At 45.0% G+C, this 1,006-nt stretch carries 1 protein-coding gene and 1 pseudogene; one reads left to right on the top strand and one right to left on the bottom strand.

Going from position 1 to position 1,006, the window contains the following annotated elements; all coding sequences use genetic code 11:
- Positions 1-239, top strand: a pseudogene (locus tag B7X71_RS17830) (molybdopterin adenylyltransferase); the annotation flags it as partial.
- A 73-nt stretch (positions 240-312) separates the two neighbouring features.
- Here B7X71_RS17830 and orn read toward each other — a convergent pair.
- The gene (gene orn / locus B7X71_RS17825; RefSeq protein ID WP_215301548.1) at positions 313-900 is read right to left on the bottom strand and encodes an oligoribonuclease; all 588 of its coding nucleotides are present in this window, start codon (positions 898-900) and stop codon (positions 313-315) included.
- Between the last annotated feature and the right edge of the window lie 106 nt (positions 901-1,006).

The following is a 1,006-nucleotide window of genomic DNA, read 5'->3' as shown; positions in this document are numbered from 1 at the left end:
GACAAACCGCTGTTTTGCGAGAGATCGAGGGGCATACTGCCCTCGTCATTAACCTACCAGGTCAGCCAAAATCCATTAAAGAGACACTCGAAGGCCTGAAAGATGCTGAAGGCAAACCCATTGTGCAGGGTATTTTTGCCTCAGTACCTTACTGTATTGAACTGTTTGGTGGCCCCATTATCCAAACCCATGAATCCGTTATTAAAGTCTATCGACCCAAAAGTGCCGTCAAGAAGTAATGCATTCTCCTGAGTTGATAAAAAAAGGTCTAGTAATAGACCTTTTTTACATTGCCCATACTAGGAAGCAGAATTACTCCGGTAAAGGCACAATAAATTTTTCTCGGTAGTACTTGAGCTCTTCAATAGACTCTTCGATATCCGCCAAGGCCGTGTGAGCTTGCTTCTTCGTGAAACCCTTTACCAACTCAGGATGCCAGCGCTTACAAAGCTCCTTAAGGGTAGATACATCAATATTTCGATAATGAAAGAATGCCTCTAGTTTTGGCATGTACTTGGCCATAAAGCGTCGATCTTGGCCAATCGTATTGCCACACATTGGAGCAATTCCAGGCTTGAGGTATTTCTTTAGAAAAGCGATACATTCTGCTTCAGCAGTCGCTTCATCCATAGTCGAAGCCTTGACCTTATCAATCAGTCCAGAACGTCCGTGGGTACCCTTATTCCATGCATCCATTGCATCCAATAGGGCATCCTCCTGATGAATTACCCAAACAGGGGCGGTAGCAATGGTATTGAGATGCGCATCGGTGACGATCACGGCAATCTCCAAAATACGCTCTTTTTCAGGGTCTAGGCCCGACATCTCCATATCCACCCAAATCAGGTGTTCACTGGCTGGCGCCGTCTTAACTGCTGGGATAACTATTTTTTCACTCATATCTATAATCATCTCATGACATTCACAATTGTTTTTCTAATCGCCTTCATCGCCAGCTTTGGTCTACGCCACTGGTTATCTCAACGCCAAATTCGTCACGTCGCCC

It is taken from the genome of Polynucleobacter sp. 39-46-10 (assembly GCF_002282275.1).
The sequence above is the reverse complement of the archived record's forward strand: the minus strand, read 5'-3'. Positions and strand labels throughout refer to the sequence as shown.

Bases quoted from the DNA above. Each gene is read 5' to 3' on its own strand.
- orn (WP_215301548.1), bottom strand. From the start codon at position 900: ATGAGTGAAAAAATAGTTATCCCAGCAGTTAAGACGGCGCCAGCCAGT.